The organism is Pseudomonas caspiana, assembly GCF_040224095.2.
In the GTDB taxonomy this organism is placed as follows: Bacteria; Pseudomonadota; Gammaproteobacteria; order Pseudomonadales; family Pseudomonadaceae; genus Aquipseudomonas; species Aquipseudomonas caspiana.
Genome location: NZ_CP167995.1, coordinates 3,168,319 through 3,181,495, shown reverse-complemented (window position 1 = coordinate 3,181,495; position 13,177 = coordinate 3,168,319). Strand labels below are relative to the sequence as shown.

Annotated in this window: 11 protein-coding genes and 3 pseudogenes; 3 read left to right on the top strand and 11 right to left on the bottom strand. The window is 55.6% G+C overall.

Annotated elements, in window-relative coordinates; translation table 11 throughout:
- Positions 1-69 precede the first annotated feature (69 nt).
- Positions 70-348: pseudogene (locus ABRP31_RS14620) on the bottom strand (transposase); the annotation flags it as partial.
- A 453-nt stretch (positions 349-801) separates the two neighbouring features.
- Here ABRP31_RS14620 and ABRP31_RS14615 point away from each other — a divergent pair.
- On the top strand, positions 802-1,014 hold the full coding sequence (locus tag ABRP31_RS14615; RefSeq protein ID WP_217664566.1) for a hypothetical protein: 213 nt from the start codon (positions 802-804) through the stop codon (positions 1,012-1,014).
- A 71-nt stretch (positions 1,015-1,085) separates the two neighbouring features.
- Positions 1,086-1,283 (top strand): hypothetical protein, encoded by a 198-nt coding sequence (locus ABRP31_RS14610; protein ID WP_349970133.1) that lies wholly within the window; start codon positions 1,086-1,088, stop codon positions 1,281-1,283.
- Between the two features lie 660 nt (positions 1,284-1,943).
- Here ABRP31_RS14610 and ABRP31_RS14605 read toward each other — a convergent pair.
- The 5 genes and pseudogenes from ABRP31_RS14605 to ABRP31_RS14585 all read right to left on the bottom strand — a co-directional run bounded on the left by ABRP31_RS14605 (position 1,944) and on the right by ABRP31_RS14585 (position 4,681).
- A complete protein-coding gene (locus ABRP31_RS14605; protein ID WP_349970132.1) occupies positions 1,944-2,381 on the bottom strand; it encodes a GNAT family N-acetyltransferase in 438 nt (145 codons plus the stop codon).
- A 56-nt stretch (positions 2,382-2,437) separates the two neighbouring features.
- Positions 2,438-2,548 (bottom strand): transposase domain-containing protein, encoded by a 111-nt coding sequence (locus ABRP31_RS14600; protein ID WP_349970181.1) that lies wholly within the window; start codon positions 2,546-2,548, stop codon positions 2,438-2,440.
- Positions 2,549-2,647: 99 nt separating this feature from the next.
- Positions 2,648-3,879 (bottom strand): annotated as a pseudogene (locus ABRP31_RS14595) (IS66 family transposase); the annotation flags it as partial.
- A 143-nt stretch (positions 3,880-4,022) separates the two neighbouring features.
- Positions 4,023-4,358, bottom strand: a complete 336-nt coding sequence (gene tnpB, locus ABRP31_RS14590; protein ID WP_349970131.1) for an IS66 family insertion sequence element accessory protein TnpB — start codon at positions 4,356-4,358, stop codon at positions 4,023-4,025.
- On the bottom strand, positions 4,355-4,681 hold the full coding sequence (locus tag ABRP31_RS14585) for a transposase (protein ID WP_217664562.1): 327 nt from the start codon (positions 4,679-4,681) through the stop codon (positions 4,355-4,357). Before ABRP31_RS14585 ends, tnpB begins: the two co-directional genes overlap by 4 nt.
- A 522-nt stretch (positions 4,682-5,203) precedes the next feature.
- Between ABRP31_RS14585 and ABRP31_RS14580 the strand changes: the two genes are divergently transcribed.
- Complete coding sequence (locus ABRP31_RS14580; RefSeq protein ID WP_349970130.1) at positions 5,204-5,944, top strand: hypothetical protein; 741 nt, start codon at positions 5,204-5,206, stop codon at positions 5,942-5,944.
- A 94-nt stretch (positions 5,945-6,038) separates the two neighbouring features.
- On the opposite strand, the pseudogene ABRP31_RS14575 reads toward ABRP31_RS14580, so the two are convergent.
- From ABRP31_RS14575 to ABRP31_RS14555, 5 genes and pseudogenes are all read right to left on the bottom strand, one after another.
- Positions 6,039-6,290, bottom strand: a pseudogene (locus ABRP31_RS14575) (transposase); the annotation flags it as partial.
- A gap of 197 nt (positions 6,291-6,487) precedes the next feature.
- Positions 6,488-8,050, bottom strand: a complete 1,563-nt coding sequence (locus ABRP31_RS14570; RefSeq protein ID WP_231672713.1) for a M10 family metallopeptidase C-terminal domain-containing protein — start codon at positions 8,048-8,050, stop codon at positions 6,488-6,490.
- Between the two features lie 260 nt (positions 8,051-8,310).
- Positions 8,311-9,672 carry a TolC family protein gene (locus ABRP31_RS14565; protein WP_372488754.1) on the bottom strand — a complete coding sequence of 454 codons (1,362 nt, stop codon included), beginning with the start codon at positions 9,670-9,672 and terminating at the stop codon, positions 8,311-8,313.
- Positions 9,672-11,822, bottom strand: a complete 2,151-nt coding sequence (locus ABRP31_RS14560; protein WP_349970128.1) for a peptidase domain-containing ABC transporter — start codon at positions 11,820-11,822, stop codon at positions 9,672-9,674. The genes ABRP31_RS14565 and ABRP31_RS14560 overlap by 1 nt, the downstream gene beginning before the upstream one ends.
- Positions 11,819-13,075: an HlyD family efflux transporter periplasmic adaptor subunit gene (locus ABRP31_RS14555; protein WP_349970126.1), complete on the bottom strand. Its 1,257-nt coding sequence runs from the start codon at positions 13,073-13,075 to the stop codon at positions 11,819-11,821. Before ABRP31_RS14555 ends, ABRP31_RS14560 begins: the two co-directional genes overlap by 4 nt.
- Positions 13,076-13,177 lie beyond the last annotated feature (102 nt).

The following is a 13,177-nucleotide window of genomic DNA, read 5'->3' as shown; positions in this document are numbered from 1 at the left end:
GGTTGTCAGGAGTGCCATGGTTTGTTCGAAATCAGGTACGAGATATCAAGTGCAATCCTGTGCCGGAACTGGCTCGTGATGGATCAGCGTGCTTGGTAACTCAACCGGTAATAGGGTGCGCTTGGGCTTCTGCTTTTCTCGGCCGGAGTTATCACTGCCTGCAAGCTTTGAAGCTCTGCTTCAATCGTTGCGATATCGGTATCGATCAGGTCATCGAGCAGGCTGGCTGCTCGGGATTCATTTGCTCGATGCGTTTGGCAAACTTCAAACGCTTGAGCTGCGCGATCTCGTGGGTCAGTTTCTCGATCAGCGTTTGGTGTGGATGATCTTCTTGCCCATGGTTTCAACGGTCTTGCCAATCGTCTCAACTTGTTAGTCTAGCAGCGCATCTACCATCTTGCCCATCGTGTCGACCTAGTGGTCGAGCGTTTCGACACGCTGCATTAACTTCGCCGCCAAGGCGCGCGGTTGTCTGGGTTCGCTTTCAGTTGATTACGCCCGTACAAGTGGCCGTGTTTGAGCAACACTATAAGTAGTGGCAAACGCTAACCACTGGCGCCGCGTTCTCTTGGCCTGAGATCAGCGGTGTATTCCTCCGACTAGTGTATCTTAGCTAAATTGGAAGTCTTCCTCTGCAGCACTCACAATGAGCCCACGCGAAAATTAATGCCCATCAGCCACTAGTACATCTGTACTATTCAAATCCGTAAGCTAACGGTTGATTATTATCCACGCGACTCGGAGTTACAGTCGCCAACTTATCAAACAGGTTTTATTAACGTTAGATGAAGGTAATGAGACATGAGCGAGAAATTGACTGTACGTGAACTCAGCGAAAACGAGATGTCACAAATTGGCGGTGCCATGACAGTGAGCGACGGGGTAAAAGCGGTTGGCGTAGTGGCCGCTGCCGCAGCGTTGGCGCCGGTTACTGCTGTCGGAGCTGGCGCGATCCTTGTTGGCGTGGCAGCCGTCGGTGCATTCGACGCCTATCAGACCTACTCAGCGCTATAGAACTTCAGTTGCGAGGTCTGGGGTATTGGTGACGACGTATCCAAACCAAACACAACAGTGGAGTGTGTGTTGTGATTCCTGATCGTGACAAACTTTTTGGAAAAACCGTCAATTCGCCAAAGATGTTCTGGCTTGCTGCCGTATGCTTCCTTATGGCAGCAATTATAGACTTGGCTTGGAATGAACTTTGGTTAGTGGGCATGTTTGCTGCAGTGGCCACTGCCATCCAACTTTTGGAGTATAATAGGGAAAATAAAATTTACCGTTGAAAATGTAAATATATAAAAAATAATAAACTGGATTTGCCTGAGTCTCCAATTGCCTCTGACTCTCGATCGGGCTAGAAAAATTACATGTTGCTAGCATCTGGATGTGAAGTTTATGGCTAACGAGCCTCGGGCGTCCTTTCTAAAAAACTGTTTGGAAAGACGCTTTCCTGCCAGTGTAAAGAGGTTTGAAATGATTATCCTCAATGAGCAAACAATCGAGACCTTAGCAGGCTTCAGTTCGTCCCAAGCTTATGCACTGACTGACATCGAATTGCACTGCGCTGCAGGTGGTGGAGATTTTACTATCATGCCAGTGCCAGGTCCCGGCGTGATCAAACCTGAGCCGATCTGCACCCTCCCATTTCCCGATGTACCCCCGCCGTCAGACATTCGCGGGCCTTTCGTGAGCTGATCTGCTACACGCCCTTACCCGTTATGCAAGTAGGGGCGTGTTGACGCGTCTTTCGCGAACCGAGAACAAATGCTAGCTCAACTCTGAAAGCCGCGACGGTTTGTGCAACAGGTGCGATTACTCACCGTGTACTCTCTTGCTGCAGCCGCAGGCTGCCCTATTCGAGTAGGAACGTAAGCGTCCGCCAAACGCACCTTGCGCAATTTGCCGGGCGCCCATCTAACCGTCTCGATACCTTTATTCTCGCTTTACTTCAGTTGCTTCTCAAAACGAATGTCACCTTCCGGTAGGTTCTTCACGGGCTGCCAGCCAAGGTTTCTATAGAATCCGCTCGCACGGCTTGCTTCAGCGGTTTCTAACCATATCTTCTGATGGCGTTGAAATAGAAAAGTCTCTGCTTTATGCATCAGATTGCGCCCCAACCCGTACCCTTCGAATTCCGGCAAGACGAAGACCGCGAACACGCAACCATCTTGAATATCGACCATCGAAAAACCGACTGGAACACCACAGACCTCCGCGACCCAAGCGCACGGAGTCTCTGAAATTGCCTGACTTATAGCTTCAGGCGTTATGCCTATCTCCGTTAACTGATCTTGGGATAAGTGATTTTCCCGAACACTGGTTCGAATCTTAAAAATCGCATCGATATCGGCAAGTTTTGCAAGCCGGATTACTGCGTCCATGGCATCTTCCTTTTTTTCTATCCGTGTGATGGAAGCATCCTTACATATCCGGGCTATCAAGGGTGGCTCCAATTGTGTGGCAACAACTCCCCAATCTCACTTGCCCGCTGTGTCGGCAGTCGTGTCAGCACATCCTTCAGATATGCAAACGGATCATGCCCATTCATACGCGCCGATTGGATCAGACTCATGATCGCCGCCGCCCGCTTACCGCTGCGCAACGAACCGGCGAACAACCAGTTGGAGCGCCCAAGAGCCCATGGCCTGATCTGGTTTTCGACGGCATTGTTATCTATAGGCACAGCACCGTCTTCCAGGTAGCGCGTCAGCGCTACCTGGCGTTTAAGACTGTAATCCAAGGCTTGGCTATTGCTGATCCGTTGGGCACAAGATCGCGATGAGTCAGCATCCACTCGTGCAGTGCTTTCGCCAACGGCGCTGCTTTTTCTTGCCGTATTCGGCGGCGATCCTCATCACTCATCTCGCGCGCCTGGCGCTCAACTTCGTACAGGCCGCCAATCGAGTGCAGTGCCTGTTCGGCCAGTTGGCTTTTATTCGCCGCGTGCAGATCGAAAAACTTGCGACGCCCATGAGCCATGCAGCCAATTTCGGTCATGCCTTTCTCGAAACCGGCTTTGTAGCCAGCAAAGTCATCGCACACCAGCTTGCCATTTCAGGAACCAAGGAAGTTACGCGCATGCTCACCGGCGCGACTCGGGCTGAAGTCATAGACGACCGCCTTAAGTGCCGAAAACGGTGTAGTGCAGTAAGCCTAAACATAGGCTCGATGGGTTTTCTTTTCACCGGGCGCAAGCATCTGCACCGGCGTCTCGTCGGCGTGGACAACTCGTTGCGCTAGAACCGCTTCTCGTAAAGCATCAACCAGTGCCTGAAGCTGTACACCGGTCTGTCCGACCCATTGAGCCAGTGTTGAGCGCGGGATCGCTAAACCGGCGCGTCCAAATATTTTCTCCTGCCGGTACAGCGGCAAGTGATCAGCGAACTTCGCCACCATCACATGAGCCAGCAAACCTGCGGTCGGAATCCCCTTGTCGATCACTTGAGCCGGAACTGGCGCTTGGATCAGTGTTTCGCACTGGCGGCAGGCCCATTTTCCACGCACATGCTGTTCGACGGTGAACACGCCCGGTGTGTAATCCAACTTCTCGCTCAAGTCCTCGCCGATGCGCTGAAGCTGGCAGCCGCAAGAGCACTGCGTGTTTTCCGGTTCGTGATGAATCACGGTACGTGGAAACTGGGCTGGCAGCGGTGCACGCTTGGGTTTTTGACGTGTTTGCTCAGGAGCCGGGGTCGGCAAGAGTGCGCTCAATTCGGCGTCGATAGCTTCAAGATCAGTATTGAGCAAGTCGTCAAGCAAGTTGCCTTGCTCGGGGCTGATCTGCTCACTGCGTTTGGCAAACCTATGCCGCTTGAGGACGGCAATTTCATGAGTCAGCTGTTCGATGAGGGTCTGATCGTGATGGATCTTCCTACCCATGGTGTCGACCTTCGACATCAACTGCGCTGCTAACGCACGCAGTTGGTCGGAGGTCATTTGGTCGAGGTTGGGCAAGGAAGTCATGCCCTGGATTTTACCAAAGCAGATCGCTGTCGACAGCACGCCAAGACGCGAATTACATTTTAAAGCAGTGTGATGGTGCCTCCAGCGCCGACACGCTGCCAAGGCAGGCCAAGCACCAAGGCCTGAAATTGTTCGGCGTCCAGTTCCATCTCGCAACCTTGTCGAATACCTGGCCAATGAAACTTGCCCTGGTTCAACCGTCGTGCGGCCAGCCAGACACCAATCCCATCATGCACCAGGACTTTCATGCAGGTAGCACGGCGATTGGCGAAAAGATAAGCACAGTGCGGCTTCGCCGCACCGAACACCGCAATCACCCTGGCCAGAGCGGTCTCGGTGCCAGCACGCATATCCATGGTCTCGGTGGCGAGCCAGATGCTGTCGATGCGGATCATAGGGCAAATCCACGGACAAACTGAGCGCAGCCCTCGGGATCGGAAGCGGGCCATTTCACCGTGATGGTTTGCTCGCCAAATGGCAGCTCAATAACCGCCGACGCTTGAGCCTTTGGCTTGGGATTGACCGGCGCGACGTTGACGGGAACAAACGCTGGCAACACGACTGCTTGCTGATCACGAAAAATCGGTAACCAGCGGCGTACGACATTAGCGTTGATACCGTGACTCATCGCGATGGCCGCCACGGAAACACCAGGCTGTTGGCATTCGTGAACCACTTGGGCTTTAAAGGATTTTGAGTAGGACTTGCGTTCACGCATGGCGATCCTGATATTAAGGGTAATTGCGTCCGCTTAAATTACGCGGACACAATCGACCTTAATGCCGGGGGTCGGAAGGTGTGTTCGCCGGCCCCTTACGTAGGAACGGCTTGTTGGCTGCATTAAATACCTGCTTAAAAGGCTAGAACTGGTGCCCACTTAAATTTAAGTGCACACCATGTCTTGGCTTTGAAGGGCTAGGTAAATGACTTGGCCGGACGCATACGTTAGTGTACATATCAGCGCTAATTGGTACGGTTCTGTCAGCGATAAATGGCACCGTGCCGAGCCGAGCAGGATTCCCGGAATCGCTGGTTTCGAGAAAGCTCCTGGGTTCCTGAAGACTGGTTCGATCACTGAAACGGGAAATGACTAACGTCGATGCGTGGTGTTGCAATCGTCGGTACTGATACCGAAAGTAGAGAGAGTCATTTAGCGTCCGCTGTCAGCCATTGACGGCTCGTTTTCTGCTTTCTGGCAGCACACAATGTGATCGGGACGCTGTGGAATTTGGAGGTAAATGTGTTCGGTAAGATCTTTGGCAAGAAAAAGAGCGTAGTTGAGGATCAAGGCGCGCAGAAGGCGGCGATGCTTGATGCGGCGATCGAACAGGCCAGTGCTGAAAATCCAGTCGTTCATTTGAAAATCGGTGCGGAGGAGTTAGTCCAGCGGCTGCTCGCCGGGATGAAAAAAGAGCGGGGTGTCCACGTCGAGAGCCTTCTGGGTATTCTCGGATCGCTTGCCGGTTTCTGTGTCGTCGATAGCGTTTTTAAGCAGGTGGCCGCTTCGAACCGTAGTACCCGAGAGTGCGGCATCTTGGACGTGGAAACAGCGGATGGCAGTCGCTACTATCTCGGTGATCCGATGAACCATTTGCTTGCCGGAACTGACCTGTCGCTTTGGGCACTTGTAGCTGGCATGATCAATCATTTAGGAAGCCAGAATTATCCTGACTTTGCCGAGATTAGCGGTCACGTTGCCGGTACACTAGGAGGACCGGAATTTGGTCATCCGCGCGTCCCGGAACAGCACAAGCCGAATGACCTCCCGATCAACTATGTCCGTGATCTCTGGCCGGTCGTTTTGCCGATAATTGAGCAGCGTGTTCCGGTGTTGCAAGAGCGTGTGACTCTGTTCGGGTTCGCCGTGCAGAATGTCATTGAGATGGGCAAAGACGTAATTCAACCAGCTATGGCTGGAAGGCTGGTTATGGAGTGCGCCGTGCCGATGGCAAAGCTCGATCCAGCTAGGATTGCTGTTTAAGTCGCTCTCCTCGCTGCGATCTTGCAAACGAATGTGGAGTGTTGTGTTTCGGCTGCCCGAGATGGGTGGTTTTTTTCGGGTATTGGCCCAGTTAACTGAAGGCCTTTCGGCCGTTTTTTGTCCTTTTCGGCAAGTAGATATGCCAGTGCTGGCCACGGGCGTTAGGCAGGAGGTGACACCAGTCATTTTCACTCTGCAGAGCGTTTTCCGGGGGGGGGACGGTGGTGTGCTCCCACTGACTGAACAGGCACTGGCGTACATTCCACATCCAGCGTCGACGCAAGGCTGATGGGCGAAACGACAGACCTTTCCACACACCTGCGTCATCGATCGCTCCGAAGGTGACATCGTGACGCGCTTCGACAAGCTCGCAACAGATTTTGCGGCGATGCTCTCATTGACCTGTGTCATGCGGTGCTTGCGACAATACTGCCTAAGCTTGTTCAACGCTCATTCCTGCAGAGCCGATACAGCACTTCAACATGCTGGCACGAGTGAAGAAGCTAGGGCGTTGTGCTTAGCAAAAAGCGCCGCGCAACCAGATCAGGCCAGGTAATCAGGATGCGCGGCTGCAGTGCCTATCAGGGTCAGCTCCACATGTTCAGGTGCGGAAAGGTCGCCTGGGAGTGCAGTACTACCGACGCTGGAGCTGGCGACGCTCGCCGTGCTGAACGTCAGGTTGCTGTCGTCGAGTTGTCCGGCAAAATTGCCTTCAAGCACCAACTCGAAGCGTTGGCCGTCCGCATGGGCCTCGAAACTTTTCAGATAGGTGCGAGTATCGTCTGCGTTGTTACCGATCAACAAGGTGCCGTCGTATCCGTTCCCGATACCCGTAAAACCCAGATCACTAAGATCTATGCGATCCTCGGCGGGATTGAAATCGAGTATACGGTCACTGCCACTGCTGTCAGTGGTGCGAAAGCTGTCTTCCACGTTGGCATAGCGAAACACATCGTCTCCTGCACCGCCGGAGAGCAAGTCGCGACCGAGATTGCCTTGCAGCACATCGTCACCTGCCAGGCCACGCAGGATTTCATCGGTACCCAAGCCTTTTAATACATCGCTGCCAGACGAACCCACTAAACGGGTGTTGTCGTCCGTGCTGCCAAAAGTAGTGTCCAGACTACCATCGGTATTTAGCCGAACCACAGCAAAATCACTGCCGCCATTGGCGAAGGCGCTCCCTCCGAGCAAAATCCTGCCGTCATCCTGCAGAGCGATGGCTTTGCCTGAGGCGTCATCGCCAGGCAGGTTGATGCTGACCGAACCTTGGTTACCGAAACTGACGTCGGGGCTGCCATCGGCGTTGAACCGCAGGACGGTGAAGTCATCGTAAGAGGTGGTGTTAGCTAGCAGTATTTTGCCGTCGTCCTGCACCGCCAGACCGCCGCCATAGCCGCCCACATTGTTTACCTCCAAGACGCCATTGATGCCAAAGTGGGTGTCCAGTTCACCGTCCGCGGTGTATTTGAGCAAGCTGTTCTGAAAATCGGGCGCGCCTTGGACAATTAGGCTGCCGTCCGCCAGGGATGTCAGGCCTAGCACGAAGTGAAGCGTTCCAGGGGCTTGCAGCGTCAGGATTCCATTTGTGCCGAAGGACAGGTCTTGTGTGCCATCGGCATACAGTTGCGCCACTTTCAGCGTGCTTCCCTCGACGGCCCCCACGAGCAAGCTGCCATCTGTGTTGACTTCTACTACCGGTGCGTGGCCGAACTCGCTGGGCAGGCTGGCCTGGGCATTGGCGTTGAACACGGCATCGGCTTTACCGTCTGGGCCCCAACGCTGGACGATGGGGGTATTATCATGACCTTCGTGGGCAGCCAGCACCGCGCCATCGACCTGGACGCGAAGGATGTAGTCCTTTTCGATGGGGATCTGCTTATGAATCACTAGCCGCCCTGCGTTGCCGTAGCTGTCATCCACGCTGCCGTCGACGTTCAGACGGGCCAGGGAAAAGTCTCGGCCGTAGTCATGATTGAGGGCGTCATAGGTGAGGCCCGCGACTAATACTGAACCGTCGGGTTGTATGACCATGTCGTAGGCGTCATCGGCGTATCCGCTGATGTCGACGACCATCATCCCTGGGGCGCTGTAGGTAGTGGCCATGTATCCATCCTCTAAAATATCCGGAAGCGTTGACTCTAACTCGAGCCTAGGAGCATTAGTTGATTATAGGCATTTCACTAATTCCTACACATCGCAATCCTCCGAAAAAACGCCCCCTGCGCGATGCTTTGGGCTCGGTTTATCAGGCCCTGCACCGTCAGACCCGATACGGCTCAGTTGTACACACCGGCGACCCGCACAGGACGCAACTGAACTGACCCCGATTCAAGGATAGGTCTTGGTGCCGTGCTTGAAAAAATTCAGTCACCAATGTTCAGACTGCCAAGGTCAGCTGCCAGTTGCAGCTTGGCGTTATGCCAGTTGACCAAAGATTCCACGCGCTTCTGCGTTGCTGAAGCCAAATCGTTCTGCGAACGCAGAAGCTCCAGAATACTACCCACACCTGCTTTGTAACGACCCTGAGCAATTTCATAAGACTTGCTCGCACTTTCGACAAACAGACGACTGATGGCCAGTGCCCGGGTTCTGGATTCCAGCGCCTGCTGACTCTTCCAGACGCTGAGCGCAATATTGTTTTCAACCTCATGCAACGCCTGTTCGCGAGCAGCGCTTTCGTAACTGGCAGCCCTCGCCCTGCGCCGATTCAGAAAGCCATCGAAAATCGGCACCGTGATTTGCACGCCGATTGTCCAGGTGTCTATCTCCTGCCGGGTGGAAACCTGCTCGACGGGCGTGTCCTGGCGGCTGTAGTTGCTGAACAGTGAAACGGTGGGGCGGCCTTGGGCTTTTGCTGCGTCAACTTTTGCCTGACTCGCAGCCCAGTCTGCTCGGGCTTTTTCTATGGCCGGATGTGCCGCCTTGGCCTGCTCCATCAGCGCATTGACGTCGCCCAGAAACGCCACGTCTTCAGCGCCTGGCTCATCCAACGCAACCAGCTTAAGCGGGGCCGCAGGCGATAACCCGAGCTGGCTGGCTAATTCACCTCTCGCGGCGGCCAAGTCGCCTTCCGCCATCACCCGATCCAGTTGCGCTTCGGCAAAACTGGATTGCGCCTGCAGACGATCAGTCTGCTCACCGGCACCAGCATGGTATTTCGCTTCAGCAGCTTTCAAACTGTTCTCCGCAAGACGTTCAGCACTGACTTTGGCCTGTAGCAGTGCGGTATTAGCCTGCACCTGATAAAAGACCTTGGCGGTGGCAAGCATCGACTTCTGCACTTCTTCAATACGGCTGCTACTAGCGGCGTTTAGTAACTGGCGGGCACTTTCGACTTTTGCCGCGCGAAGCCCGAAGTCGAAGAGCACCCAGCTCATGTTCAAGCCATAGATGCTGGTACTGGCGTTCAGCCTTGAATTGGCTTCGGAGAAACCCGGATAACGCGTGGTCTTGCCGGCGCGACCTTTTTGAAACTGCCCTTCCACGGTCGGGTAGTAGGCCGAGTGCTCAGCGTCTATTTCCACCTGACGCGCCATCTCGGTCAGCCAAGCTTCGCGCAGCTTGGGGTCGGCACACAATGCGACAGACACCGCAGTCGAGAGGTTCAGGGTATCCGGAAGCCGACTGGAACCAGGGCACACCTCCACGCGGTCATCCGCCATGCACATCGTCGCCAGCAACATACCGGTGGCACCCAACAAAACCCGCCCGCCGAAACCGCGCATCACGGCTCTGAGCCCCGCGATGACGGCTCATCGAGCACTGGGCCGTCGTAGGCAATTCGACCATTGGCAAGCGCCACGACCCGATCCGCCGAGCGAATGGTTTCCGGTCGGTGGGCAACAATGATCCGGGTGATGTTCAAAGCCTTAAGCGCCTGATTCACCGCCGCTTCGCGAGCAATATCCAGATGGCTGGTCGCTTCATCGAGAAACAGCAACTGTGGTTTTTTATACAGCGCCCGCGCCAGTAATACCCGCTGCTTCTGGCCTCCGGACAATACCGTGCCCATGTCGCCCACCAGGGTGTTGTAGCCCATCGGCATCTGTGCAATATCATCGTGGACGGCGGCCAGCCGTGCGCAATGCTCGATCCAATGCTGATCGGCACCTGTCTCGAAAAAGCTGATGTTGTCGCCAATCGATCCGCCGAACAGCACGTCATCCTGAAGTACTGTACCTGTCAGGCGCCGCAGCCTGCTGACATGCTCAGGCCTGACCGGCAGGCCATCCAGCAGAACACTGCCCGCACTGGGTGCCAGAATGCCGAGCATGACGTTGAGCAAAGTGCTTTTGCCGCCGCCCGATGGACCGACGATGGCGACCGACTCGCCTGCGCGGACGTGGATCGACACACCGTCCAGCACGTAAGGTTCATGCTCGGAATAGCGAAAGCGCAAATCACGCACTTCAAGGCTAGGCACGTTCTCAATGCTGGCTTCATCGAACGCATCCACGCCAGAAACCGGCTCGGCATCCTGCAGCACAATGTCGGCCAGGCGCTCGCCATGCAGCCGCAGCATGATCACGTCGACGATCTTGTCGATCAGCCCGGCGACGCGGCCGTTGAATTGCTCTTTGTACGAATTGAATGCAATCAGCATCCCGGCACTGAACTGCCCTTCCAGCACCAGCCTGGCGCCCAGCCAGATGACAATGATCGTCACCAGCCCGAAAAGTACGCCGTTGAAGGTGCGATAGGCCAGTTGCAGTTTCTGGGGGTGCAGGCCAGCGTTGATTTCCTCTACCAGCAAGGCGCTCCAGGCGCTGCAACGCTGCTCATGACGATTGAACAGCTTGATGGTGCGCACGCCGCGCACGCTTTCCAGAAAGTGCGATTGTTGACGCGCCGCATGGACTAGCTGGTTCTCGCTGGCACGCCGCAACGGCCCGAACCAGGCCCAGCGCGCCAAAGCATAAATCACCATCGCCACCACGGCCACGAGCGCCAGCTTAGGGCTGTAGGCAATCATCAGTCCCAGCGTAATGACCGTCATCAAACCGTCGAGTATGGCTTCGATGAACGATGTGGTAACTGTCTGCTGGATCGACTTCAGAGAGCCGAAGCGCGAGACGACATCGCCCAAATGGCGGCGCTCAAAAAACGCTACCGGTAAACGCAGCAGGTGAGTGAAGACATTAATCTGCCACTGCGAGCCGAGCATCGTGCCCAGGTACATCAGCGCCCATCCGCGGGCCAGCGCAACGGTGTGCTGAATGATCAGCAAAATGCCGAATCCGATGGCCAGCACCGCCAGCAGGTCAAGATCGGCACTGACCAGCACCTTGTCGATCACGGTCTGCATGAAGAACGGGCTGAGAATGGTGCACAGCTCCAGCGCCAGCGCCAGCAGCAGCACGTGGGCGAGCACACGGCCAAACCCTTGCACTCGTCCCAGGAGCTTGCGTAACGGAATGGGCGGTCGGGCGGCGGCCGGCTGGAAATCACTCTCGGGCCACACCTCCAGTGCGACGCCGGTAAAGGCCGCTGACACCTCATCAAGCGACAGTTTGCACAGGCCACGCGCGGGATCGTGCACCACCGCGCCCTGCGCAGTGACTTCCCTGAGCACCACAAAATGGTTGAAGTTCCAGTGCAGCACGCAAGGCAGTTGCAGTTGACCTAGCGCACTGAGTTCGACGCGCAATGCCCGGCTGCCCAGCCCGAGTTGCGCGGCCATGCTGCTCAGCTGCTTGAGGTTGACGCCTTTCATCGATGGCGAAAGACGTTCGCGCAGGGAAAACAGGTCGCTGTGTTGTCCGTGGTAACTGGCAATCATGGCCATGCATGCCAGGCCGCACTCCGTGGCTTCGGCCTGCAGTACCACCGGCAGTTTTCTTCCGACCCCGAAAGTGAATGCATTTTTCAGGTTCAAAGTCGCTTTCCTATTCCGCGCAAAGGCTCAAGCAGCCACTCATAAAGCGGCAGCTTTTCCTGCATGATGTCGGCGTCCAGCTGCATGCCGGAGCGCAAACGGTCGCGCTTGCCCTGCCCTTCGATGGTTTGAGACGCCAGCGCGACCGTGACTCGATAGAAAGGCCCCTGCTCGCGCATCTGTTCGGAGACATTGCCCAGCGTCATGACTTCATCGGCGGGCAATGCGGTACGTGAAATCGACGAAACCGTTCCCGGTTGCAGGCCGAAGCGCTGATAGGGATAGGCCTGGTAGCGCAACATCACGGTATCGCCCGCGCGCACAAAGCCCACCGAGCGACTGGGCAGGTACAACTCCGCGTGCAGTTTTGCATCGACGGGCACGATGCTCAGCAGCGGCCGCGCACTGTCGACCCGTGAACCATTGGAGACCGAAAGAGCGGTTGCCTCACCGGCCGTTGGCGCGGTGATCAGGATCTCCCGTTTGGCTTCACTTTCGACCAACTGGTCCTGATTTTCGGCCAGCCTGCGTTGCAGGTCGGCCAGTTGCTTGCTCTGGTTGAACGGCAGCTCGACCAGCTCCGCGCGCAGCCGGGTGCTTTCAGCGCGCACGGTCAGCAGCGATCGATTGAGTTCTTCACCGCGCAAGCGCATGTCCAGCACAGCGTCTTCTTTTTCCTGAAGCTGATCACGTGACACGTAATCTTGGCGTTGCAGGTTGGCGTAGCGTTCGGCAATCCCTTTGGTCAACGCCAGCCGCTGACGCGCTAGGTCGATTTGCGCGAGTATTTTTTGCTGCTCGGTTTCCAGCGCTTCGACCTGACGCTTTTTGCCGTCCAGCTCCTGCTTATGAAGGGCCAAGGTCTCGTCGATCTCTTGAGTCAGACTCTCCTGGCGGCGCTTGATCGACAGACTAATCGCCCGTTGTGCACCGCCCGTTTCGCCGTTTAGCGTATCGCTGGACAACGCCATCAACACAGCATCGGCGTTCACCGGCTGTCCTTCAGTGATGCCTAGATTATTGATTACCCCGGCTTGCGGTGCATAAATCCTGATCAGGCCCGACTCAGGCAGTAGCACACCGCCCGCAGCGGTACGCTTGGTGTAAGTAGCGATGGTCAAAAACAAGCCCATGCAAACGCAGAACAGTAGCGCGACGGCCGCCGCCAAGCGCATCGACAAAGGGCTGACTAACAAGACTGTACCCAACGTACTGCGCTTTTGCGCGTCGAGTGCTTCAGAGCGAAAGAGCATGAATGTAGATCGCTTCAATCATGAGGAATGCACCATAAAAACAAATCTGCCTCCATTTTTTTTCACTCAAAGGGCAAACTGATGCCTGAAAGCCCATGCAGC

What these genes read in the sequence shown, in the direction of transcription:
- ABRP31_RS14605 (WP_349970132.1), bottom strand. Translation starts at nt 2,381, where the DNA reads ATGGACGCAGTAATCCGGCTTGCAAAACTTGCCGATATCGATGCGATT.
- tnpB (WP_349970131.1), bottom strand. Translation starts at nt 4,358, where the DNA reads ATGATCCGCATCGACAGCATCTGGCTCGCCACCGAGACCATGGATATG.
- ABRP31_RS14600 (WP_349970181.1), bottom strand. Translation starts at nt 2,548, where the DNA reads ATGAATGGGCATGATCCGTTTGCATATCTGAAGGATGTGCTGACACGA.
- ABRP31_RS14615 (WP_217664566.1), top strand. Translation starts at nt 802, where the DNA reads ATGAGCGAGAAATTGACTGTACGTGAACTCAGCGAAAACGAGATGTCA.
- ABRP31_RS14570 (WP_231672713.1), bottom strand. Translation starts at nt 8,050, where the DNA reads ATGGCCACTACCTACAGCGCCCCAGGGATGATGGTCGTCGACATCAGC.
- ABRP31_RS14555 (WP_349970126.1), bottom strand. Translation starts at nt 13,075, where the DNA reads ATGCTCTTTCGCTCTGAAGCACTCGACGCGCAAAAGCGCAGTACGTTG.
- ABRP31_RS14565 (WP_372488754.1), bottom strand. Translation starts at nt 9,672, where the DNA reads ATGCGCGGTTTCGGCGGGCGGGTTTTGTTGGGTGCCACCGGTATGTTG.
- ABRP31_RS14585 (WP_217664562.1), bottom strand. Translation starts at nt 4,681, where the DNA reads ATGCGTGAACGCAAGTCCTACTCAAAATCCTTTAAAGCCCAAGTGGTT.